Origin of the sequence: Aquabacterium sp., assembly GCF_036279655.1 — a bacterium.
Lineage (GTDB): Bacteria > Pseudomonadota > Gammaproteobacteria > Burkholderiales > Burkholderiaceae_C > Aquabacterium.
Genome location: NZ_DASUIT010000007.1, coordinates 20,449 through 47,138 on the forward strand (window position 1 = coordinate 20,449; position 26,690 = coordinate 47,138).

The following is a 26,690-nucleotide window of genomic DNA, read 5'->3' on the forward strand; positions in this document are numbered from 1 at the left end:
GCGGGTTAGCGTTTTTGATCGAGAGAAGACAGCGAGGGCGATGCCGAAGCACTGACCTCAGGCTGAAGGGTGATGCGCAGGCCGGCATTGGGCTTGCGCTCCGCCTCGCTGCGAGCGAGGTGGTTGACGAAGTCCTGTTGCCACTGGCCGGAGCTCACCGGAGCGGGTGTTGACGACAGCGATGGCGAGGCGCCGACACTGCGCGACCAGTCGATGCTCGGTGCCCGTGCGGCGGATGCGGCCGGGCCGACCGCCGTCGTGGCCTGATGCCAGGGCAGGGTCGCGAACAGATCGACCGGCACCGAAGGCTTGGCCGCGCTCACCGGGGTGACACGCACGCCCACGTCCAGGGTCTCGCCCATGAGGCCATGGTCGTCGTGACCCAGGCCCACGGCATGCCCCAGCTCGTGAGACAGCACCGACAGCAGGTCCACGTGACCGGCGGCCGCACCGGAGTGCGCGAGCAGTCCCTCGCTGCCGCTGCTGCGGAACTCGCGGTCATCCGTGGGTGTGGCATCCACGAACCAGCCATGACCTGCCGCATCGCGGTCGATCACGATCTGGCCATCGACGAAGGCCCCCAGTTGCAGACCCGGCAGATCACCGATGGTGACATCCACCTGGGCCAGGGCCTGCGCCAGCAAGGCATCCTGGCTCAGCGACCAGCGACGGATCGCCTCGTTGAGCACCGGCTGCATGGCCTGGCTGTCCAGGGCCGAGGCCACCGTCCCTGCCGCCGGCGCTGTGGCCGCCAGCAGGGCCGTGGCCTGCGCCGCCACCTCGCTGTCATTGGTCTTGACGGTGATGCTGTCGAAGCTGCTGGCGCCGCCCTTGCTGAGCAGACCGAACTGGCCATCCACCGCCACGGCGTTGTAGCTGAAGCCCACCACCGCCGAGCCGTTGACCGTCACGCTGACGGTCGAGCCCTTGAGGCTCACGCCCAGGGTGTAGTCGACCCCGGCATCGATGACCTTGCTGGCCGAGGCATCCACCACCCAGCCCGACTTCTCGGTGCGGTGGCCGATGATGACCTTGTCGGTCACTGCGTCCATCACCACGAACTTGAAGTCATTGGGGCCGTAGCGATCGAAGATCACACCGCCCTGAGCCGAGGTGCTCAGTTTGGTGTTGAGCTCCAGCAGGGCCGAGGCCTGGATGGCATCGACGCCCAGGGTCACCAGTTGCACGGCATGGTCGGTGCCCACGGCAGGTGTGGCGGCCAGGCGACCTGCACTGTTCGTCCAGGTACCCGTGCGAGCCTGACCGGCCAGCAACTCGCCCGAAATCGTGGTGAGCTCGTCGGTCTTGACCGTCGTGGCCTCGGGTGCCACCACCTGCACGCGCACATTGTCGAAGGTGCCGCGCGAGTTGTCCGAACCCACCCCCACCAGGCCCCAGTTCAAGCCATAGGCGTAGCCATCGACCACACGCGGCGGCGTGTAGGTCTTGGACAGCGAGGTCTTGTTGTTGAGGTTGATGGTGGCCACCAAACCATTGACGGTCAGTGTCAGGTTGTAGGCGGTACCGGCCTTGACCAGCACATTGGTCTGCGTGTCGACATGCCAGCCGCTCGCGTCCCGGTGACCGATCACCAGCTTGTTCGTCGACACATCAATGCCTGCGTACTTGAAGTCCTGGGCGTTGATGTAGTCGAAGATCAGGTAGGCATCAGCCTTCCAGCTGCCCGTGGGCTTGACGACGTTGACCGTGGCCATGAACTCGTAATAGCTGGGCAGCGCATCCCCGATCTGGAAGACGCTGACAGCATCGGCGTTCGGCGAGGTGGCCGACACCTGCAAGGCGCCACCGCTGACCTGCCATTGACCACTGTCGGCCGCAAAGCCACTCAGCGGCACGGCCGGGTCGTCGAAGGAGGCCGTGCGCAGCACATCGCGCTTGCCGCCAGGCAGGTTACCGGCCTGCGGGTCACGCGGTCCACCGGTCTGATCCTGCCAGGCAAAGTCCTGCTGACGCACCACACCCAGTTCGCCTTGCGGCTCGCCGTTGCGGGCCGGGTCTGAGCCAGTGTCTGCCGCCCGGGTGAAGTCCGCGCCGTCGGAGGCCGACAAGGCGTAGAGGAACTCGGCCAGTTGTGGCTGCAAGGTGCGCGACACCGTGCCCAGACCGAAGGGTGCAAACGGCACGATGTAGCTGTTGAACTCGCCCACCCAGTCGATCAGACGATCGCCACCGGTGTTGCCGATGAGCACATCGCGGCCCGCACCACCATAGGCGCGGTCTTCGTAGCTCGGTGCCGTGTCGGGCGCATCGTTGGTGCCGCCCGTGGTCTCCAGATTGTCGTCGGCATTGAGCAGGTCATCGCCCCAGCCACCGTAGAGGTTGTCACGGCCCGTGCCGCCCACGATCCAGTCGTTGCCGTTGTCACCGAAGATCTTGTCTTCGCCATCGGAGTAGATGGCCGTGGCCCCTTGCTGCACGCCTTCGAGGGCATCGAAGTTGAGCAGGAAGTTGGCGATCTTGGTGCGCGGTGCGTACTCGTCGTAGAGCGCGAACTCGGTCGTGTTCGGGTCATAGCCCAGCACGTCGCCCGTGTTGACCGGCTTGGCGTAGAACACGCTCAGGGCCTCGGCGCCCGACATGGCGTCGTCGCCCGAGCCACCGTGCAGAGAGTCGTCGCCCAGACCGCCGTAGATGATGTCATCCGAAGTGTGCTTGGACACCCCGTTGAACTCGTCCGCGGTGCCCTGCCAGTTGACATCCTGGCTGAAGGGCGTGAGGTCCACCGACTTTTTGAGCGTGCCGGTCACGTTGATCGTGGCCTGCTGCACATTGCCCGGTGTGGTGATGGCCGACTGCGTCGTGGCGGCGATGCCCGACAACGATTCGGCCGTGCCATTGCGGCTGGTGAAGATGCGGCCATCGTCGCCAATGACGCCATCCTTGCCCGTGCCACCCGAGATCCAGTCATTGCCATAGCCGCCGACGATGTCGTCGTCCTGGCCTTCGCCGAAGATCACGTCGCTGCCGACGGTGCCGTAGATGAAGTCGTCACCCGACTCGCCATGCAGCTCATCGGCCGCGCCGATGTCGTGGATCGCATTGGCGTTGACGTCGATGCCACCCGGGGTGTAGTCCAGCAGCTCGGCACCACGCACCACGATGCGCAGGGTGCCACGGTCCTCGGCCGTGGAGGTCTGGTCGTAAGCGAACTGCAAGAAGCCATTGCTGCCCACACCCATGCCTGCCGTGCCATTGAGACCCACCAGGCGGTAGATGTTGCCGTTGTCACCCAGGATCATGTCGGCATCACGGGCATGGCCGGTGGTGGCCGTGTCACCCGCATCGTTGCGGGCGATGTCCGTGCCCGCTCCACCGAACACCAGATCGCTGCCATCCGGACGGCGCGTCGGCGTGCTCAGCGAGAACAGGCTGGAGCTGCCACCGATGATGTCGTCCTGACCCAGGTTACCGAAGATCACGTCGTTGCCGCCGTTGCCTTCGATGTAGTCGTCGCCATCGCTGGCGGCTTCCACCGAGGCCGTCACCGACAGGCTGCCGTCAGGCAGACGCACCGCCGTGGCGTTGACCGCCAGGCTGCCATCGCCCTGGATGCTGTCGTTGCCCAGTTGACCGAAGATCTGGTCGCTGCCAGCGCCACCGGCGATGACATCGTGGCCGAAGTTGTTGAGCCCGGCCGTCTGCGTGGCCAGATCGTGATCCAGGATCTGGATGTCGAAGTTCTCCCAGGAGGTCACGGCACTCGGATCGGACTGCGATGCCCCCGTGACCAGCACACTGCCCGCTGAGCCGGCCGTGGTGCTGTAGATCTGCGTGCCCGACAGGGTGCGGAAGCGCGGGTTCTTGGCCGCATCCGCCGCCGGGGCCGTGCGGTCCAGCAGCACGTTGTCGCCGAAGATCAGATCCTGGGCCGTGCCGCCGTCGATGTGGTCGCCTGCGGCGCCACCGACCAGCACGTCCTGCCCGTCGTCGCCGTAGACCGTGTCGTCGCCACCGATGGTGTTGGCGATCGAGGTGATCCGGGTGACCACGCGGCTGGCCGACAGCAGCGCCTCGGCGTTGTCGCCAAAGACCACATCGTCACCAGCGTTGCCGTGGATCAGATCGCCTGCGGCACCACCGATCAGCAGGTCCTGGCCCTCGCTGCCGCTGAGGTTGTCGCTGCCGCCCACCGAGGGCTGTGTCGACACCACCTGGCTGATGAGGCCCGCCGTGTAGCTGACCTCGGCATGGTCGCCAATGACGATGTCCTGGCCCAGGTTGCCCTGAACCACATCACCCTGCGCACCGCCCAGAATGAGGTCGTCACCCTCGTTGCCTTCGATGACATCGGCGCCACCGCCGTCGTCCGGTGCATTGGTGCGCACCAGATCGACCGTGGCCAGATCGCCATCGCCAATCACGTAGTCGATCACACCATGGTCGCCCAGGATGATATCGCCTTCCGTGCCGCCACGGATGAGGTCGCCACCCTGGCCGCCCAGGATGCGGTCCACCCCCTGATCACCATCGATCACGTCGGCCGCGCCCACGGCGGGCTGATCGCTGGCGATGCGGGTCACGTTGCCCGTCGTCAGGATGCGCAGGGTGCCTGCGCTCTGATCGATGATGCCGTGGTCGCCAAAGAGGATGTCGTCGCCACCGTCGCCATGGATGGCATCGCTGCCCACCGTCAAGGCGTCATGGTTCGGGGTGGCGCTGGTGTTGACTGTCGGCACCGTCAGCACGCGGGTGTTGACGTCGACATTGAAGCCGGAGTCACCGTAGATGTGATCCACGCCGCCCTGGCCGCTGATGACATCGTCACCCGAGCCACCAGCGATGTGGTCACCGGCCTGGCTGCCCCAGATCGTGTCGTTGTTGCCACCACCGTAAATAGTCAGGCCGCTGCTGGCGTTGCGGGCATCGATGATGTCGCGGCCGGCGAAGTCGAACTCGATGGCCAGGGTCGAGGCCACGCCCGACTCACCGGCATAGCGCTCGCCATCCTGGGCCGTGTCGCCATAGACCACCAGCGGCGAGCTGGCACCGCCACCGCCGTTGATGATGATGTGATCGCCCGCTGTCAGGCTGCTGTTGCCGCCACCATGCACCACCGTGAGGCCACCATGGTTGGCGGTGGTCGTCAGGGTCGCGTTGATGGTGAAGGTGTCATCGCCCTGGCCCAGCATGACCTCGGCCACGTCGACATCACGGTAGGTGATGCCTCCGGCAAAGGTCTGCAGGATCGGCGCGGCATCGGTGCCCACATTGAGCGTGAGGTCACCGGCCATGCCCAGACCGGAGATGTTGGTGGATGCGGGCAAGCTGCCCACGTCCATCACACCCGTGTCGTTGAAGACGCTGGAATCGTTGTGGACATTGAGGGTGTCAATGAAGGTGGCCTCGTCGCCACCGGCCGTGATGACGGGCAGCGCCGGATCGATTTCATCGGGCAGGATGACCGCACGCACCAGCGAACGATCGGCGCCCTCACCCACATTGCCCTCAATGAACAGCGGCCCGGCGATGCGGTTGACCACATGCGGCTGGATCGGGAAGGCCTTGAGGGGCTGCGCCTCGGGATCGACCACATAGGCCGGATCGGCGTTGACCGTGACGGTCTGCGGGATCCACCAGTTGGCGGCCGTGAAGACCAGCGAGGTCGGCGCCGTCAGGGTCTGACCATCGGTCAGCATCGTGACCGTGACGTCGGCCGTCGGGGCCTTGGTCAGGCGCACCGTGTAGGTGTCGGCCAGGGCCTCGTTGGCGGCCGTGCCCGGATCGTCGGCCACAACGATGGTGCTGTTGTTGGTTTCGTCGATCAGGATGCCGGCGGTGTCACCATCGACCACCGCCATGCTGAAGCTCGCGCCCGCATAGCCATGGGTGGCCGTGTGCGAGATGTGCGAGAGCAGGCGGTTTTCGGCGATGCCATCGGCCACGGCCGTGACCACCATGGTCACCGGGATGTCCCAGTTGCTGTCGTCGAAGCTCAAGGTGCCCAGCAAGGCGTTGTAGCGGCTGTCCAGGCTGGACAGCGTGACCTGCGCATCGTGGCTGAGGGTGACCGTGACGGTCTGGCCCGCCAGCACGGGCTTGCCCAGTTGCACGGTGTAGGTGTCGGTGATCTGCGTGGTGGCATTGCCCTCCAGCACCTCGTCACTGTCGCCCGTGCCCTTGACGATGATCTCGGGCTTGTCATTGTCGAAGACCGTGACCTTGACGTTCTTGATGGCCACGTGGTTGAAGCCGGCCGACTCGCTCTGCGAGCTGTGGCTGATGGCGTAGACACGCTCGCCTTCGGCGCGACCGTCGTCCACGGCCTTGACCCAGATCTGCTGTGGGCTGGTGCTGCTCAGCTCCAGCACCAGATAGCGGCTGAAGGTCACGCCATCGGTGGAGACCAGGACCGAGTCGCCTGTGGGCAGGCCGTCTTCTTCTTCCTGGGTGGTGCGGGCGGCCGACACGTTGATGAACACCGGCTTGCCTGCCTCGGGGGCCGTGGCCAGGCGGATGGTGTAGGTGTCGACGGTGGCACCGTTCTCGCCCACCTGGGTGCTGCCATCGGACTGCTCGACCACGATCTGACCGCTCTGGGGATTGGCCACGTTGAGGTCCAGGCCCGGAGCGAGCATGCCGTCGTACGCCAGATCACCCGCGGAGCTCACCTGATGGTTGATCAGGCCGCTGCGGCCTTCCAGCTCCATGCTGACGATGGGCTCGGTGACATCACCGGCCACATCGAAGGTGTCGCTGCCATTGCCGCCGATGATCGTGGTGATCACGCCAGCCTTGGTGCTCTGCACAAAGAAGTGATCGTCGCCTTCCAGCCCGTCGACATCCACCGCTTCGATGTTGTCGTACTTGACGTTCAGGCCCGCGCCGAACACGCCCTCATCGCTGATGGCGAAGTTGTCATTGAACTCGGTGCCGATGACCACGACCTTGTCGAAGCCCGCACCACCGTCCAGGTCCACCGGCGCATTGACGTTGTAGAGGATCACGTCGTCGCCGGAGCCACCCAGGGCTTCGGTATCCCCTTCGGTGGACACGCCGTCCTGGCCCACCAGGGCAAAGGCACGGATGACGAACTCGTCGTTGTCGTCATTGCCTTCCAGGCGCAACTCGGCTTTGTTGCTGTAGACGGTGAACTTGTCGTTGCCCGTGCCACCGTAGGCCGTGATGCCCACGCTGGCGCCACGGCTGAGGAAGCCTGCCGTGGTCTCGATGGTGTCGAAGGCATCGCCGTCGGCCACCGAGGCGGGGTCGCTGCCCGCCGGGATGGAGATGCGTGGCGAGCCATAGATCTGGCCGATCTGGAACTCGTCAGCGCCCGCGCCGCCATCCAGCGTCGTGATGGCGCTGTTGTCGTCGCTGGCGAAGTAGTCGTCGCCACTCAGACCGCGCACCACCAGGCGAGAGTTGATGTTCTCGTCGTAGTTGATGCGCTCGACATCCTGACGGCGGTTGGCCGCGTTGGGGTCGCGCACCTGATCCAGCGTGCCATGCAGCAGGGCCACAAAGGCCGGATCGTTGTCGCTCATTGGGGTCGACTGGCCTTCGACCAGGGCATCGACCTTGCGCAGCAGGAAGATGTCGTCGGCCGCCGTGCCGTCGATGTTCAGGGTATCGAGACCATCGTTCTTGGCGCCCGAATCCAGCACATTGAGGATGTAGTCGTGGGTCCCGACAGCATCGCTGCCATGGGTGTAGACCACATAGGTGTCGGTGCCACCCCGGCCATCGAGGTCCACCGTGTCGCGCACCTGCGCCGAAATGGCGTCGTCCAGGCGGTCATGCGTGGTCTGCATCGTGGACATGCGGTCCACGATGATCAGATCGTCGCCACCGGCCAGGCCGTCGGTGTCACCCAGCACGCGGGTGTGGCCGACGATCAAGGTGGGACGCAAGGTGATCACGTCATCCTGACGCTCACCGGCGATCTCGATCGCCACGGCATCCAGGGTGTTCTCGATGGTGATCGTGGTGCCCACGGCATCCACATTGCCGGTGTCACCCGTGCCACTGTGGACGGTGATGCGGGTCCCCGCCACCACCGTGCTGCCGGCATCGAGCGCGACGTTGTCGCCGGCCTGCAGCAAGATGGTGTCGCCCGCCGTGATGTCGGCGGCTGCATCCATGAGCAGGTCTTCACCGCTGAGCAGGGAGTCACGCACGGACAGGATGACATCCCCTGCGCTGGCGTGGACCTGGCCCACGTTCAAGGCCCCGCTGATCTCGGTGAGGTTGATGCTGTCGGCCGCCGTGGCGTGCACATGGCCCGCCGTCGGGTTGGACGAATCGATCTCGACCGCATTGCCGGGCGTTCCGATGCTGCCAGCGATGGCATTGAGCGTCACATTGATGCCGGTGACGTTGAGGTCCAGCGCCGCATTGGCATCGAGGATCGAGCCTGCTGCCACCAGGGTCACATCGTCTGTCAGCGAGCTGACCTCGTCGACACGCATGTCGCCCGAGGTTTCGATCAGGAACACGCGGCCGTGGGCCAGCGCATTGACCGTGCCCGCCACGGTGTAGGAGGTGTCGATGTCGAAGGGGTTGGCATCGGTGCCGATGCTGCCGGTGTCGGCCGTCAGATCGACACTGTTGGCCTCGATGTCCGCGCTGCTCTCGTCATCGCGGTCCACGATGGAGCCCGTGGTGTTGATCTTGACCGTACCAGTGCGTGCCTGGATCAGGCCCACGTTGGTATCGCCTTCCACGGTCAGGGTGACGTTGCCCAGCGTGGGGATGCCCGTGGAGATCAGCGTGCTGATGTTCAGCGTGGCGGGGCTGTTGATGAAGACATCGTCACCCACGAGACCGGACAGATCACCCGAGACCAGGACATCGACAAAGTTGCTGGACGAGCCCACGTCGTTGCCGGCCTGCACATGCAGGTTGGCGGCGCTGACGTTGACGATGGGGCCGCTGGCGTCGTCGAAGGCATCCACGATCGAGTTGTCCGCCACCAGGGTGGCGGTGCCACCGGCGTTGATCTTCTCGACGATCATGTCGCCCTGAGCCACCTCGATGGCCACATCGACATTGGAGTTGACGTTGGCCACATAGAGGCTGTTGACCACCACGGGCAGGCCGTTGACCGTCGCATCGGCCGAGACCTGCAGCAGGTCGATGGCACCCGGTGTTTCAGCGAACAGGCGGCTGTCGGTCGACAACTGGATGCGCAGCGGGTTGGCCGCGTTGTCGCCGCGGATCACGCCGCTGCCCGTCAGCACCAGGTCACCCACCGCCGTGATGGCAGCCGCCGTGCCGCCCACATAGGCATCGGTGATGTCACCCGCGCTGCGGATGCGCACGTCACCGCCCGACTCGACATGGTCGATGGACAGGTTGGCCTGTGAATCCAGGGAGATGTTGCCGTCGGCGATGGCCTTCAACTGTTCGTTGACCAGTACATCGACATCGTCCTGCAACTGGATGGCCACACGCTCGACCGCCAGCCTGTTGGCGACGATCTGGCCATGGATCAGGTCAGCGCTGCTGGCGTCGTCGGTCGAACGCTGGGCGCTGACTTCGGCCCAGCGGGCGTTGTTGGCAAAGTTCTCGACCGACAGGTTGAAGGTGCCTGCGCCACCCAGGTACTGGTACAGACCGTATTCGGACTGACTGAACTCGACCAGCACGTAGTCACCGTTGCTCAGGCTGCGGTTCACCACCACGGCCTTGCTCACGCCCGTGCTCGTGTAGCTGATGTGCTGCCACTTGGCCGCGTTGCTGAAGTCCTCGTTGACGAGGTCATCCCCTGCCGCACCCGACGCACCAATGAAGCGGTAGGTCGCGTGCTGCACGCCCAGCACATCGCTGACGCCTGCCGAAGCCAGCAAGGCCTTCTCGTCCGTCGTCAGGCTGGCGAAGCCGCCGGTGAGCGCGATGGCCTGCGGGGCCTGGCTGCGACCGATCTGGCCATTGCCATCGGCGATCAGGGTCACATCGCCGCCCACCACATTGGCGACCTCGGGGGCCACCTGCACGGGCGTCAGGCCCATGAACTCGGCGTGCGGATACAGGAAGCTGTAGAGCCCTGGCGAAACCGGGTATTTGAAGGAATCGGCCGTGATGTCATTGGTCGGATCGGCATCCGAATTCAGGGCCGCCATCAGGGCCAGCTGCTGCGCCGTCAGAGGCGCATCGTTGATCAGCAGGTCCAGCTCCAGGGTCTTGTCCAGGATGGAGCCCGCCGTGGTGCTCAGCGACACATCGCCGCCGCCCTCGACCGACGCATCGGTCGCAAAGTCCTGTGCCCGGATCAGGTTCAGGACGCCATTGATTTCCTTGAGCGCGATGTCACCACCGGCCAGCGCGGCCAGGCCGCCCGTGCCCAGGATGTGGCTGTCGATGCGCAGGGTGCCGTCGCCACCGATGTCGCCACTGGCCGCCGACAACTCGATGCGGTTGCCCTTGATCAGAGAGGTGGCGGCGTTGCTGGCCTCGATGCCATCCTTGGCCACCAGGGTCACATCGCCGCCCGTCGTGACCACCTGGCCAACGGTCAGGCTGCTGTCCACATCTTCGGTGATGGCCGTGATATGGATGTCCTTGCCGGCAGTCACCTCCAGGGTGCCATTGCCGCCTTCGACCAGCAGGCGCACTTCGCCCGCCACGGCCGACACGGTCGGCGCATCATTGAAGATGGCCGTCTGCTCGGCGCCCAGCACGTTCTCCTGCAGTGAGGTCAGCGTGATGGTGCCGCCATCGGCCACGCTCACATCGCCCTGCAGCAGCAGGTCCTTCTTGCTCTGCAGGTTGATGAAGGGAGAGGACGAGCCGCCGATGAAGCCCACATCGATGGGGTAATCGGCCTTGAGGGTGTGGGTGTAGTAGTCCTTGAGACCCGTGATGATGGTGATCTTGGTGTGGTAGGTCTTCTCGCGCAGCCAGCCGCCGCCCGTCTCCCACTCATCCACCGTCATGGTGTAGTTCTTGAAGCTGCTGTTGTAGGTGGCATTGCCGTCGGTGATGCCGGCCTCGTACTGCCAGCGGGCAGCATCCGAGAAATCTTCGCCCGGCAGGATGGTCTCGGTGTTGACCGCACCGATATAGCGGTAGCCACGCACGCCCTGACCGGAGTAGTTCAGATCGTCCCACACGGTGGTGACGCCGCTCTCGAGGTTCACATCCGGATCAGACACCTGCTCGTAGGCCACGGTGTAGGCCTTGTCGTCGGCATAGACCGGCGCGGCTGTGCCACCCGATCCGCCAATGATGCCGGCGGCTTCGGACTCCAGCAGCGGGGTCTCGTCGGTGTAGTTGACGGTGCGCCACTTGTAGGAGTTGTCGCTGGACAGCCAGTCTTCGAAACCGGTGTTGCCACCGAACAGATTGAAGCTGTTCTTCTCGTACTTGGTGACCTCGGTCTTGACCTTCTCCTGCCCTTCCACCCACACATAGTGCAGGCCATCGCGCGGAGCGAACTGGATCACATCGCCCAGGCCATGGTTGATGGTGTTGACCAGGGTGTACTGGATGCGGCTGTAGGAGCCATCGCTGCCGCCCACGGTGGAGACCAGATCGCCGTCATAGACGGTTTCTGTCACACCCGAGCCCGTCACCGTGTACTCGCGCTTGGCCTGATCATTGCCGGCACCATCGAGGATGCGGGCCGTGTCGATGATGGTGATCTTGCCCACGCGGTCGCGCGTGGCATCCACGCGGTTGACGATCAGGTCGTAATTGCTGTCGTTGACGATGTCGACATTGGCGTAGCCATAGGCCGCGCGGATCTTGCCGTTGCCCGTGCTCATGACCTGACCGGCCAGGATGACACGGCCGCCCTCGGGCACCAGGTCATCGATCACGATGGCCTGGCGCTGGGCATCGAAGTAGGCATCGACCGGCACATTGTCTGTCCCGAAGGTCACCCCGGTCACTGCATTGCCGTCGTCATCGACCAGGGAGCCCGTGGCATTGGGCACGAAGGTGTTGTCGATGTGCAGACTCACGGTCTGCACGCCGCTCTGCACCAGGCCATTGATGTTGAGGTAACGCGCCGTGATGGCGATCTGGCCCTGCGCCAGGATCTTGGACTCGTCCTGGGCGATGGAGTCGGCCAGGGTCTGGCTGCCATCGCTGACATCGGCCGCGCCGTTGAAGACATCCAGATCGGGCAGTCCGCCGCTGTTGAACACGGCCGCGCGCAGCACGTCGTAATTCAGGTACTGGCGCGGATCGCGGTTGGTGTGGAACCAGTCGTCCGTGTTGAGCGAGAAGTCACGAGCGGCCACGATGTTGACGTTCTCGGCGCGGATCTCGCCGGACACCGTGATGCTGCCCTCGTTGTTGACGATGGTGACATCGCCCACCTCGTTGATGATGTCGCCGACGATGTACATGTCCTGGTCGGGCGCGCTGGTGAAGCCCGGCAGGCTGCTCGTGTCGATGCCGTAGCTGGCCAGAGGCATCGCATCCTGGGTGATGGTGACCGTCTTGGCCGCGTTGTCGGCCTCGTTGGTCACCGCCGCGTCATTGAGATAGACATTGCCCGGGGTCAGCACGGTGTAGGCGCCATTGACCACCGCGACGCGCTTGGTGTCGCGGATGATGGCGTCGTTCACCTGCATGGTGAAGGGGGTGTTGTTGACGATCTCGATCTCGGCACCCGCCCGCGCGATCACGGCACCAGCCGAGATCAGCGCATTGACGGTGGTGGGCACACCCGAGCCATTGCGCACGGTGTCGGCCGTGATGAACACAGAGCCCGGGGTTGCATAGATGTTGGGCAGCTCCAGGAAGAGCACGTCCAGCTCGCGCTTGATCAGCGTGACGCCATCGACCACCTCGACCAGACCTAGCTCGTCCAGGGCCTCGTTGATCAGGTCCAGCTGCACCTGGTAGCGGGCCACGGCTTCGGCATCGGAGCCATGGCTCTCGATCCAGGCCAGCACGGTCTCGCGCTGCTCCAGCAGCAGATTGCCCAGGTTCTTGTAGACAAAGGACGGTGCGTCCATGTCCACCGGCTTGATGACGTAGAACTTGTCGGTCAGGGCATCACGCAGCTCACCGGTCACATCGCTGCGGTACACGGTGTTCTCGGAGGGATCGGGCGCCACGGCACCCAGATCCTGCCAGCGCGAGGCATTGCTGAAGTCCTCGGTTTCCAGCACCACGTTCAGGGAGATGTCGGAGACCGGCAGGAACTTGTAGTAGTGGCCGACCGTGCCGTTCAGGCCCGCGCCGGACACACGTTCGATGATCGTGCCCGTGCTGATGCTGAAGGGAATCGCATCCAGATTGAGGCGGCTGTACTCGTAGTGCAGATCGGGCGACAGGCCCAGGGCGGTTTTCTCGGAGGCACTCAGCTCGGTGTCCAGCGCCACGGGATCGGCCACCTGAGAGCGGATGTGCACCAGGGCCTGGTTGTTCACGCCCGCATCGACGCGGGCCGTGGTGGCGATGCTCACCGTGTTGCTGCTGCTGGCGTGGGCGCCATCGGGCACCGACACGCCGTAGGGGATCAGCGACAGCGAGAGCACGGTGCCATCCGTGGTGCCGCGCTCGTCGCCACCCAGGCCTTCCTGGGCGCGGATGACCACGTCTTCCAGGGCCTGGACCTTGGAGTTGCCCAGCACGCTGATGGCATTGACCTCGGCGATATTGACCGTGGGCGCCGGCACCGCAATGTTGGGCAGCAGCGAGTAAGCCTGCACGTCGGCGTTGGCGAAACCGTCGATCAGGTTGACCTGACCGAAGGCGTCGGCGCCTGCCATCAGGCTGACATCCTGCCCCTTCACGGTGGCGTTGTTCAGCGTGATGCTGTTGTTGGCGTGGATGTCCGTTGGCGCGATGCCCGTGGCCGCGCCACTGACCAGCACGGCGATGGTCACATCCACATCGGTGCGCACATCGGTGTTGGTCTTGGTCGTGACATCGACATCACCGGCCTTGTTGTCCAGCGTCGCGCCATTGAGGTTGACGGTGGCGGTGGTGTCGGTGGAGATCTCTGAGCGGCCCACCGTGACGGCAAAACCGCCATAGGCTTCGACCTCGACATGGTCGAGTGCCCGCACGTCGGTGAGGGCCTCGACACGCAGGATGCCCTGGCTGTCGTTGTCACCGATGGAGGTGAGCTTGGCGCCATTGCCGATGTTGACCTCGGAGCCGAACTTGTTGCCGCCCGTGCCCACATCGGTGTTGCTCAGCAGCACGCTGACATTGCCCAGTGCGGCCGAGGCCGAGGACAGGTTGGTGCCGTAGTGTTCCTTGTCGAACTCGCCACGCGCGGCCAGCACGATGTTGTTGGCCGTGATCTCGGCACCGCTGCCCAGATCGATCAAGGCTTTGCCCGTGGCCCGGTTGGAGGCCGAAGCCCCACCGCCCGTGGCCAGGCCGATGGACAGTGCATCCGACGTCGAATCCAGGCTCTGGTGGTTGTTGGAGCTCAGCGTGACGGACTGCGCCACGATCTCCGAGCCCGTGCCCATGCGCACGGCCGTGGACTGGTCGCTGTCGGTCGACGTGGCCGCGCCCAGCACGGCCACCAGGCCGCCGCCCGCCGCTTCACCATCGGCCAGCAGCAGATCGTTGCTCTCCGCCTTGATGGTCACGAAGCGCGCATCGTCGATGCGGGCGTTGTCGTCCACCGAGGCGATCACCTCATCCACCCCATTGCCCTGACCCAGATCGACCTCGACCACCATGCCGCCGATGGCAATGCCACCCACGGTCACGCCATGGCCCTTGGCCTTGCCGGTGTTGTTGGCCGTGGCCAGCACCTGCACGTCATTGAGCGTGTCGGTGAAGGAATTGGCACCCAGGCGGGACTTGACGATGCCTGTCATGTCCACCGTGGCGTAGTTCAGGCCCACGGCCAGCAGACCGCCTGCCAGCGCGAAGGTTTCGGCCTCTGCATCGTTCGTGGCGGTGCCGCGCACCAGCAACGAGGTGCCGGTGACGCTGCCATCGGAATGCGCATCGACCAGGCCGCCCGTGCGCGCCGAGCTGAAGCTCACGCCAATGCCCACCGTGCCGCCACCCAGGCCAGCCGACTCGGCGTTGCTCTGGTTGATGGCATCGGCCGTGATCTCGACCGCGCCATTGGACTGGATGCTGCCGTTGAGTTCGGTCTCCAGGCCGGCTGCGGCGTCGGAGATCGCGATGGCACCCGCGGCCCCCAGCAGCAGGCCGCCCGACACCGCCGTGGCGTAGGCATCGGCATCCACGTCCGCATTGGACTTGAGCTTGACCGACCCGGACCCCGTGGTGCGCAGGTCGCCGTTGACGCGTGTGGTCAGTACCGGTTTGACCGACGCCACCGACAAGGACAGGCCCATGGCCCCCACGCCGGAGAAGGTCACGCCCAGCGCGTCAGCGTCCACATCGACGGTGGAGCCGCTGCTGATGGTGATGTCTCGCGTGGCCTTGATGTCGCTGTTGACCCCTGTGGATGCCAGGATGGTCGGATCGAAGTTGACCAGAGCCACCGCGCCCGTCAGGCCCAGCAAGCCCGTGATGGCGCCCTGGGTGGACTCGGCCACCAGCGTGCCACCGGACGAGGCCGTGATCTGCACGTCGCGCACGGTCTGGCCACCGGCCTGACCGATATCGCCATTGACCCAGGCCGAGGTTTCGCCGCCGACATTGACCGAGGCTACCGACGCCCCCAGGGCCACGCCAGACAACTGCGCCCCGAAGGCCTCGGCCGTGACGTCGCGATCTGCGCCCGCACGCACCAGCACCTTGTCACCGGCCTGGTTGATGTCGGCACCGGCATCGATGTGGGCCAGCACCTGACTGTCGTCATTGATGACCACCACCTGGGCACCCAGGCTAACCAGACCCGCCTGGCCACCCCAGGCCTTGGCGTTGATGTCGGTGACCAGATCGGCCTGCACCGACACACGGTCGCTCAGACCGGTGCCCGCCACAATGGTGGCATCGCCGATGAAGGCATCCACCGTGCTGCCGATGTTGAGGATGGCGATGCCCGCACCGATGCCCACGGCACCCACCGTGCCGGTACCGGCCAGGGCGTTGAACTCGATGCGCTCCTTGGCGATCACGTCGATGCTGTCGCCCGCGATGACCACGGCGCCATCGTCGATGGACGCCACGGTGCCGGACTTGGCCGCATTGCCCGTGGCCGACAGGGCCGCGTCGCTCTTGCCGCTGCTGCTCTTGGCGCTGATCTTGGCCGAGGCGCTCTGCGTGATCATCGACTGCTGATAGGCACCATCGTCGGTGGCGTCACCCGGGGCATCGCCCGCGCTCTCGTAGCCCTGCAGACTGGAGGCGAATTCGTCGGTCTGGCCTTCGGCGTGCGAGGCCGAGCTGCCCGTGCTGGAGCCTTCCAGCTTGTGCGACACGCCCGTGGCCGCCGCGCCATTGAGCGTGATCTCCGTGCCGGCCAGGGCATCGTCGTTGTTGCGCGCCAGCTGGAAGCTGTTGTTGCTCAGCTTGATGACGACATAGGTCTGCCCGTCGCGCAGGCCACCGATGTCGGCGCCGTCCGTGCTGCGGTAGACCACACGGTCGCCCGTGTCGTAGCCATGGCCCGTGATGTTGAAGGTGCTGCCCGACAGGGTCGAGCCCGGGGCAAAGGTGTGCACCGGCACCTCGGTATCGCTCTTGAGTGCGCTGTCGGTTTCGTCGCCGGTCTTGTTGCCGTCTTCGTCACGCTGCTCGACGCTGTAGTCGGAGCTGAACTCGGCACCGATGTTCCACACCGACACCGAGCCCGCAATGGCGGCCACGCCACCTGCGCCGCTGATGGCGATGGTTTCGATCTCCTTGTTGGCCAGGGCGTTGACATCCACATTGCCGCGGGCAGCCACTTCGGTGTGGGTGCCGATGCTGGCATTCACATCGTTGCGGATGATGCCCACGTTGACGCCACCGCCGATGCCGGCGATGCCCACGCCCACGCCACCCGCGAAGGCAAAGGCGTCGACATCATTGGTGGCCGAGACATTGACTGCCTGATCGGCATGGGCCGTGGCGGCGTTGTCCACCGCCTGGTTGATGTCGGCACTGTCGCGGATGGTCGCGCTGGTGTCAGAGTCGATGACATCGACCGCCACGCCACCGGCCACGCCGGCGTAGAAGCCAAAGCTGCCCGAGGCACCCAGCACGAACATGTGCTCGGCGGAATCGGCCGTGACGGCCAGGCCGCGCAGGCTGCCCTGACCGAAGTTGCCATTGCTGTCCAGGGTGCCGTTGGAGACGCCCGACAGCAGCGTGCCGCCCTTGGCATCGATGCTCGCGTGCTCACCCACATAGGCGTCGGTGTCCTTGCTCACGGTCACCACGGTGACCGCACCGCCCACGCCCACGGCACCGGCCGCCACGCTGCCCACGATGGCAAAGGTGTCGGTGGTGTTGTCCGCCGCCACCAACACACTGCCGCCGGCCAGCACCTCGGTGCCCGCCGCATCGCTGGCCGCGTTCTGACCAATGTAGGCCTGGGTAGTGGCATTGACGTCCATGACGGACACGGGCGCACTGACCCCCACGAAACCACCGGCGATGCTGAAGGCGAAGGACATCACGTCCTCGTGGCCCGTGGCATCGACCTTGACATCCCCGGCTGCGCGCACATTGGCGCCATCGTCGATGTAGGCCGAGGTGTTGGTGTGGCTGACCGTGACATCGGCATTCAGTGCCACGCCCACCATGCCGCCCGAGGCGGTGGCCACGATGGCCATGTGGTGGTAGTCATTGGCGGCAGAAACCAGCACGTTCTGGCCCGCATCGATGGTGCCCGTGGTGTCCTGGTTGACCTGGGCGTTCTCGCCCACGAAGGCGTTGGTGTTGGCGGTGATGGTGTTGACCACGCCGCTGACATTGACCCCCACAGTGCCACCGCCGCCCGAGGCACCGATGGTCTCGATGTTGTCCTTGTTGGTGGCTGTCACGGCCACGCCACGCACGCTGCCCTGGGCTGCCTCGATGCTGCGGTTACCCGTCAGCGAGGGGCTGGAAGGGGTGTCGTTGCTGCTCTCATCCGACGGATCCTCGACGCCGCTGGCATCGGGTGGCGACAGGTCGATGTCGCCGCTGTAATGGCCCTCGGAATCCAGGCCGGAAAAGTCGGACGAGCCCGTATCGGGCGCGTAGGAGGCTGCCGCGAAGGCGCCCAGATTGGCCACCGTGCTGGTGTTGCCCTTGCCGGTGACGTCCGCATTGCGGCCCAGATAGGCTTCGGTGGTCTTGTCGACCACGGTAACGGCCGCCGAGGCGCCCACCGCCACGGTGCCCGCCACAGCCACGGAACCGGCGATCAGGTCGATCTCCGAGCCGCTGTCGGCCGTGACGATGACGTTGCCATCGGCCACCACATGGGCCACACCCGCTGTGCGTGAACTGCTGTCCGTGGCGGTGTCATCCCCAATGAAGGCCACCGTGGTGATGTCCATGACGGTGACCCCGGCCGATCCGGCCACACCCACCGTACCACCCCCGCCGATGGCAGCGGCCACAGCCGCGATCTCTTCATCCGACTCGGCCACGACCGAGACGTCGCCCTTGGCGTTCACGGTCGCGCCGCCGATGTAGGCCTCGGTGTCCTTGTCCAGCGAGAGCACTTCGGCCCCCGCGCCCACACCCGCCGTGCCGCCGAAGGCCACACCACCGCCCACACCGATCAGATCGGTCGTATCAGAGGCATGCACCGACACGCTCTGCGTGGCCGACGCCGCTGGCAGAGCCGCATCGGCCGGGTCGGCATTGATGCGCGCACCATCACGGATCTTGGCGCGGGTCTTCTCGTTCATCACCTGCACCGGTGCCGAGCCAGCCACACCGGCGGTCGAGCCACCCGCGCCCGCGACCACGACGGTCAGCAGGGTCTCGGCGGAGGTCGCATCCACCGACAGCCCCTGCGCGCCCTGGGTGATCACCACCGAGTCCGCACCCACATAGGCGTCCACCGTGTCGTTGTGAACCAGGGTGGTGTTGGACACGCCCACGCCCGCAGAGCTGGTGCCAATGGCCGCACTGCCCGCGATCAGGTTGAAGTCGGCCGTGTCGTCGGCCGCGATGGTCAGATCCCCGCCTGTCTGCACCGTGGCATGGCCAGCCAGCCCGTCACCGATGTAGGCGGCCGTGTCGGTGTCCACCTTGTAGACGCCCGTCGACACGGCCACGGCAAAGCCGCCCACGCCAATGTTGGCAGCCACGGAGAAGACGTCCTCATCCGATTGGGCCAGCACGCGCATGTCGTCACGAGCCTTGACCGAGGCGGTGTCTTCCACGAAGGCCTGGGTGTCCTTGTTGATCACGCCGATGTCCACACCGGCGCCCAGACCCCCCGTGCCGCCATATTGGGCACCACCGGCGATGGAGAAGACATCGGTGCCATCCTTGGCGCGCAACAGCACGTCCGCACCGCTGTGACTGCCCGCCAGGCTGCCATTGATCGTGGCGCCCCGGCCCACGGAGGCCGTGGTGGTTTCATTGAGCACATTGACCGTGATCGAGCCACCGATGCCGATGGACGAGGCACCACTGAAGCCGGCTGCGATGGTGCGCAGATCTTCGAACGAGGTGGCCTGCACCGCCACACCGCGCACGGCCTCGGTCGTGCGGTTCTTGTCGCCATCGCGCTCGCCACTCTGGATGGTCGTGGTGCCGTCGTTGCCGCGTGCCGTGACCTGAGCGTCGTCTTTGATCTTGGCGAGCACCGTGTCGTTGTGCACCACGGTGGTGTTGGACACGCCCACCGCGCTGGAGCTGGTGGACACGCCCGCGTTACCCGCGATGGCCTGGATCTCGCTGTCGCCGATGGCCTCGACGATCACATTGCCGCCCGCATCCACCTGGGCGGCCTCGCCGATGGTGGCGGTGGTGTCGGTGTTGTCCACCAGCACCGACACGGCCCCACCCACGGTGACGCTGCTGTTGCTGAAGCCCACGTTGGCCGCGACCGAGAACTGGTCGTTGTTGCTCTTGGCCTCGGCCACCACGGTGCCGCCGGTGTCCACCAGGGCGCCATCGCCGATGGTGGCGCTGACATGGCCCGTGAGCACTTGCACATCGACGGCGGCGCCGATCCCCGCGGAATCCAGGCTGCCTGCCAGCGCGCCGGCGATGTCGGTCAGCTTGACCTCATCGAGCGCACGCACGCTGAGGTCCTGCGCCGTGGTGGCGGCATACAGACCGCGTTGGTTGATCTCGGCGTTGTTGCCGATGGAAGCCTCTGTGGTCTCGGTGACCACGTTGACGATGAAGGAGCCGGCAATGGCGGCGCCACTTTGCGACACGGCACCGCCCATGGCGATGGCCGAAACGTCCACGTCCGGCAGCACCGGCAGGTCCAGCGTCAGGGGCTTGACCGACGCATCGGCCAGCACATGGATCGCCTTGGCCGCATCCATGTCGACATTGCCAACGGTGGCTTGGGTGTCGTTGTTGATCACGCTGACGGACACGGCTGCGCCGACCGCTGCGCCACCATTGCCACCCAATGCAGCCGCACCCGCGCCTGCGATGTTCTGCTGACCGATGTCGCCACGGGCCGTGATGTCCACGCCTTCCGACGAGCGCACATCGGCACCCGTGAGAACTTCGGCGTCGGTGCTGGCATTGACCACGATGATGCCCACGCCACCGGCCACCGCCGTGCTGCTGCCACTGCTGCCGCTTTGCTTGGCGCCGGCACCCGCCAGACCCCAGGCAATGAAGTCGTTCGATTGGCCAGCACTGTTACCGGCTTCCACCTTGACCCCAGCACCTTCCACATCGGCATTGCCGATGCGGGCCACGGTGTCGATGCTGCCCACGTTGACGGCCACACCCGCAGCCACGCCCACGTTGGAGCCACCGCCGCCGCCACCACCACCTTCATCACCGCTGTCGGCCATCGCCAGGCCCGAGGCCTTGACCGTGGAGTCGGTGTCGTTGAGGGCCTTGACCGACACTTCGCCAGCCGATGCCGTGACCGATGCGCCATCGCTCACGATGGCCGAGGCACCGGTCTCCACATAGCTGACGCCCACAGCGGCAGCCACCTTGATGGACGATCCCTGGCCCTGACCGTCACCCGTGCCGGAGCCCGTGTCATTGTTCTGGGCATCGGCACCGGCGGCGCTCGCATTGCCACTGCTGATGCTGTCGTTGGCGTTCGGGTTGCTCGCACTGCGCGAGCGTGAATCGTTGGACGTGCGGCTCTTGCCGTAGTCGGCGCTTTGGGCACCTTCCTCGTCGGCCGACTTCTTGTCGTTGTCGCTCTCGCCGCCATCGGCGCCCTTGGCGCTGCCCTTGACGACATTGGTGCTGGTGACACTGGAGGTTGCCTCCACCGCCACACCATCGTCCGACGACACAGCGCCCTCGATCTTCGCGGTGGTGGTGTCGACCACCACGGCCACGCCCACGGCCACACCGATGCCCACGCCCTTGCCACCGGCCTCACCGTCGGATTGCGTGTCGATCACATTGACGTGATCGGCCGTGACACTGGTCGAGCCCGACATGCTCAGGTCGACGCCATTGCCCAGCAGGGCCGTCGTGTCGCGATCGGAGATGACGATGGACACGCCACCGCCAATGGCCGTGCCATCGGTGCTTTGCGCACCGGCCTTGGCCACGGTGGTCATCGTGTCTTGGGACTGGGCATCCACCACGACATCGTTGCCGGTGACGCCCGCATCGGTCTCCAGCGTGGCACCGTTTTCGGCGGCGGCACGCGTGTCGGCCTCGACAATGTTGAGCGCGAACGACGCGCCCACACCCAGATCACCCCCCGATGCCACGCCATTGGGCTCGGCCTTGACCAGGCTGGCCGAGTGGCTCTCGGCCTTGAATTCGACGTCCTGTGCGCCGGTGATGAGCACCGATGCGCCCGAGGCCAGCGTGGCGTGTGTCTCGACATCGGCAATGCCAATGGCCACCGAGCCGGCCACGCCGGTGTCGCCACCGCTGGCACCCGAGGTCGCTTGCGTCGCAAACGCATGGGTGGTGTCGGTCAGGGTGTGCTCAGCCAACGTGCCCACACTGCTGAGGTTGATGGCCTTGCCGGCCAGCGCGTCTTCACGCGTGGCCGCCAGTTGTGCCGTGCCGTCGCCCAGCAGGATGACGAAGTAGGCCGTGCCATCGGTCAGGCCCCCGATTTCATCCCCCGCACCGCTCTGGTACACCACGGATTCACCGGTCTGCAGATCGCTGCCTTCGTCCAGGGTCAGGATCACCACCGATGCCGACGGATCAAAGACCACGTCGTCAGAGAACTCCAGGAAGTCTGGCTCCAGCTTGTGCCCCGTGCCCGTGCCGGTCGATGTCAGGTCGATGGCGGTGCCGGCTTCGGCATCTTCTTCAGACGCAGCCAACTTGATCTTGCCGCCGTCGGCCACGATGACGTAGTACTCGTCGCCATCGGTCAGACCGGCGATCTCGTCATTGCCACTGTCACCCTTGTCGTAGGTGAGCTTGTCGCCCGTTTCCAGGCCATGGCCCGCGCCCAGGAAGATGGTGTCATCGGCCGTGCTGACCACGGTCTTGGACTCGGGCGTGATCTCGACCTCACGCTCGCCCATGCCTGCAGTGATGCTCAGCCCATCGGCCTCGATCTCGGCGGTGGACGCAATGGTGGCGCGGTTGACCACATCGGCGACGTTCACCGACACGGCGACGCCCACGCCCGTGCCGCTGGAGGCCACCGTGGCGCTGCCATCGGCGACGGCGCTGGCATCGGTGTTGTTCTCGGCGTGCACGCTCAGCGTGCCATCCGGCGTGCTGGTGCCGGCATGGATGGTGCGGCCCGAAGGAATGGAGGCATCGGCCACCGACTCGACCACCGTGATCGACACGGCACCGGCCACGCTGACCTTGGTGCCGGAGCCGCCACTGCCTTGCGAGGTTTCGGCAGAAGCCTTGTCCGTGCTGCCGGTGGTGCCCGCTCCGGCACCAGCGCTGTCGGCACGGCTGTTGGCCGTGTCGCGCTCACCCTGGACCTTCTGGTCCACGCCATCTTCTGGCGTGTTTTCGTCTTCCTCTTCACCACCGGCCACGCTGGCCTTGGATTTGGTCTTGTTCGACGAATCGCTCTTGGCGTTGAAAGCCACCGAGCCACCAGCGCCAATGTCGCGGTGGGTGGTCACCACGGCACTGTCGGTGATGATGGCCAGGCTCAGGGAGATGCCCACGCCCGTGTCGCCAGACTCGGTGTCGCCCTTGGCATCGGCCAGCGAGGAGCCCGTGTGCGTGGCGCCCACGGTGACATCGCCCGTGACGTTCATCATGCTGGGCGAGGTGCCCAGTGTGGCCTTCGTGTCGTTGTGGGCCACCACCGTGGCCACCACGGGCGTCACGGCCGTCTCACCCTTGGAGCCGCCCTCGCCTTCGGCGCTGATGTCGTTCTTCGATGTGGCATTCAGGGTCAGGTCGTCCGCACCGCTGATCGTGGCGCCATCGCCCACCATGGCCTGCGTGTCGGTCTCACCGATGTTGAGCGCCAGCGAAGCACCCACACCAATGCTGCCGCCGCCCGTCTGCTTGCCGGTGGCCTTGACCTCGTTCTTGACGTTGTTGGTGGCCGTGATGCTCACGTCGCCGCCACCCGTGATGGTGATGGCCGCGTTGTTGGCCACCTTGGCGACTGTGTCGCTCATGCCCACATTCACGGCCAGCGCACCGGCCACGCCAGTGTCTGCACCGCTGGCACCCGACGTGGCTTGGGCTTTGAAGGTGTGCGTGGTGTCACCCGACACGTCCTTCATGCCCGCGTTGACGATCACGCCATCGGCCGTGACGGTGCTGTCGCCGATGGTGGCATGGTTGACCGCCTTGGCCACATTCACGGCCACGGCAATGCCCACGCCCGTGCCGTTGCTGGAGCTGCCGCCCTCACCGGTCACCACCGTGCTGGCATCGGCCACGGCTTCGGCATCCGTGTTGTTCTCGGACTGGACGGTCAGCGTCTTGTTGGCACCGGCATTGCCGACGATGATGTTGAGGCCATCCAGAATGGCCGCCTCGGACGTGGACTTGGCCACGGTGATGGCACCGGCCCCGGCGACTTGCACCTTGGCGCCGCCACTGCCTTCCGCCGAGGCCCCATCGGTGTTGCCCACCGTGCCCGCATCCGCCCCTTGAGCGGATGCGCGGTTGCCAGCAAAGTCGGTCTGCTGACCCACTTGCTTGTTCACCCCGCCTTGATCGGCATCGGCTGAACCGTCTGCCGGCGCGTCGTCTTCGTTGCCACCAGCCACGCTGGCCTTCGCATTCGATTTGCTGTTGGACACCGTGGTGCCGGAGATCAGCGCCGCACCACCGACCGTGATGTCGCGCGCCACGGTGGCCGAGGCCACATCGGTGGCGATGGTCAGGCCCAGCGAAATGCCCACGCCCGTGTCGCCCGCTTGCGTGGCGCCTTCCACGTGCGTGTCGGCCAGGCCGGTGTGGGCGGCCTTCACCGCCAGATCACCACCCAGCGTCAGGGCCGAGGCGGAGGCCTGCAGCGTGGCCAGGGTTTCATTGTGGGTCACGGTGGTGGCAAACAGCGGTGTGACGCCGGTGTCACCGCCCGAGCCACCGTCCACCACGGTCTTCACATCGGCCTTGGACTGGGCGTCCACCGTGATCGCATCGGCGCCCACGATCGAAGCGCCAGTGCGCAGGATCGCGTCGGTGTCCGTCTCGGCGATGTTGAGGCCAAAAGATGCGCCCACTCCCAGATCGGCACTGTCCGTCTGCTGGCCACTGGCCTTGAGGGTGCTGTCCACCTTGTTGATGGCCTGCACGATCACATCGCCCGCGCCGGTCACATTCACCGTGGCACCGGTATCGACTGAAGCAGTCGTGGTGCTGCGCGAGACCTCCAGCGCCAGGGAGCCCGCCACGCCGGTGGTGCCGCCACCCGCGCCCGAGGTGGCCTGGGTCAGGATCAGGCTCTGCTGGCTGGCATCGGTGAAGCGGTGGCCCGTGGCGCTGCCGGCATTGGTGATGTCAACGATGTCGGTGCCCGCCAGCGCATGCGCCTTGGAATCCGACAACTTGATCTTGCCGTTGGCCAGCACCACGGAGTAATAGGTCTGGCCATCCGTGAGACCGCCGATGGCGGTGGCGGCGGCATCCTTGTGATAAACGATGGCGTCGCCCGTCTGCAGATTGTGACCACCCCCCAGCAGATCGATCTCATTGTTGCCATCGTTCACCGAGGTCTTGATGAACTCCAGCGTGCGATCGGCCATGTCCGCCTTCACATCGAGCGCGCCCACCGTGTAGGTGCCGCTGCCAGCGATGTGAGCATCGTTGGTGACCAGGTCCACACCGATGGCCACGCCGATGCCGACGTTGCTGCCATTGGCCGAAGTGTTGCTGCCATCGGCCACGGTGCTGGCCTTGGAGACCGTGCTGGACGACACCTCCAGCTTGCCTGTAGAGACGATGTGCCCCGAGGTGTTGACAAAGGCGGTGGCATCGCTGACGAGCGTGCCCACGGCCACGGCGGCGGCCAGATCGACGCTACCGCCGCTCGTGGCCGCATTGTTGTTGGCCAGCGCCTGCTGTGTCTGTGTGGGCGCACCACCGCCATTGGTGGCACCGCCGGACGTGGACTTGGCCAGCGCCGTCAGGGTGTTGGCGGTGTCGGCATGCACTTTGACCGAAGCGGCATCGATGGTGGCCGAGCCATTCACCGAGGCTTCCGTGTCCCCGGTGATCACGGCCAGACCCAGCGTCGCCCCCGCGCCGCCGGGCGTGCCGTCCGCCAGCGCCGTGGCGATCGATTCGTTGGTGGCCAGGATGTGAACATGGCCGCCTGCATTGATGTCGGCATTGCCCGTCACACGGGCCTTGGCATCGCTGACGATGGTCACCCCCGCCACGGCCGCATCGGCTGACGCGTTGTTGTTGGAGTTGAGCGATGCCATCGAGGCATTGGCCGTGGCCCGCGATATGGCGGCCACCTCCACATTGCCCGACGCCGTGATCTGGGCGCCGTTGCCAATGTTCACCTCGGCCTTGGAGTTGGCATAGATGGCGGCAAACTGGAAGCCGCTGATGCCCAGGCTGTCGTTGTCGACGTCGATCGTCGAGGTGGCGTTCAAGGAGATGTTGGCGCCTTGGAGCGTGCCGTTGACGGTGATGTCCGCATCCGTGTCGGCAAAGAACTCGTCGCCCACCGGTGGCAGACCGGTGTCGGTCATCGACACATTCAGGGAAATGTCATCGGCCGTCAGGTTGACCGAGCCCGGCACCGAGATGTCGGCGTTGGACTGAAGGGTCAGGTTGTAGTTGAGGATGCCCGAGCCCTGCAGGATCAGCTCGTCGCTGAACACATCCTGCAAACCCCCGTCGAAGTTCAGCGTCAGGGTGCCGCCATGGGCGTTCACGAAGGTATCGAGCAAGGAGAAGGTGCTCAGATCCAGGTGAATGGTGTCCCCAAAGGCCGCGCCCACGTCCAGTGCCCGGCCGATGTTGACCTCTTCGTCGCCCGCACCATCAAACTCGACCGAAGCCACCTCATTGGCGAGGTTGGCGGTCTCGTACAGCTTGAGGAAGAGCCCCCCGGAATTCTCGACTTTCAGCGTGAGCTCGGTCACCCCGACATCGCCCACATTGGACAGGCTGGGGTAGTCGATGTCTGCCGACAGCAGCACGCGGGGCTCGATGGCCTCCAGACCGAAGCCATGCCGATCCGCCCGAGCCGGTTTTCGGCCCACCTCACCCGCCCCGGCAACGGGGTCTCGTCCCTTGAAGACATCGCCCAGCAGGCGAGACAGAGAGGAACGAAGGGTGGAGACCGATTGACGTGCGGATCGGGGGTGTTGCTTCAT

At 65.6% G+C, this 26,690-nt stretch carries 1 protein-coding gene; it reads right to left on the reverse strand.

Annotated elements, in window-relative coordinates:
• Positions 1-5: 5 nt before the first annotated feature.
• A complete protein-coding gene (locus VFW84_RS00855; RefSeq protein WP_329678533.1) occupies positions 6-26,690 on the reverse strand; it encodes an LEPR-XLL domain-containing protein in 26,685 nt (8,894 codons plus the stop codon).

Bases quoted from the DNA above. Each gene is read 5' to 3' on its own strand.
- VFW84_RS00855 (WP_329678533.1), bottom strand. From the start codon at position 26,690: ATGAAGCAACACCCCCGATCCGCACGTCAATCGGTCTCCACCCTTCGT.